The following is a 498-nucleotide window of genomic DNA, read 5'->3' on the forward strand; positions in this document are numbered from 1 at the left end:
TTTTAAAAGAAAAACGCGGGCAAGTAGCCGGGGCGTTTTATAGAGAGGACTTGGGTTATATTGATTTGGTGTGGGGGGATTCTAAAAAAGGGTTAGCGCATATCCTAGAGAGAAGAACACAGCAATACGGGGAGCAACAAGCTTTAGAGTTTATCCACGACTTGCCTAGAATACTACAAGAGGCTAAATTTTGGCGAGAAATAGAGGATAAAATCGAGTTGGTAACACCTACTGATATGATCGTTTTAGGCAAGAGAGGAGATAATAAATTTGTGCTCACAAGCTTTAAAGACAGGAGAAGCAAGCAGAGATTTACAGAGTTGGAGAACCCACAGACGGGAGACGATGTGGGCTTTACGGGTAAGTCGGTGTCAGAGCAACCAAAGGCTGATGATGTTCTCTTACCCAACCAACCTCATATTACCAAACCCCCGCTTAACAATCAAACCACCCTATTGCCCTATAAGAGCACTTATGAGGTGGTGCAAAGGGCTAAAG

Annotated in this window: 1 protein-coding gene; it reads left to right on the forward strand. The window is 43.8% G+C overall.

Translation table 11 applies throughout. The features are described from left to right. A partial coding sequence (locus FNE76_RS08125) for a putative barnase/colicin E5 family endoribonuclease (RefSeq protein WP_456237346.1) occupies nt 1-498 on the forward strand: 498 nt, incomplete at both ends.

The sequence above is a fragment of the Helicobacter mehlei genome (assembly GCF_007280785.1).
GTDB classification, from domain to species: Bacteria; Campylobacterota; Campylobacteria; order Campylobacterales; family Helicobacteraceae; genus Helicobacter; species Helicobacter mehlei.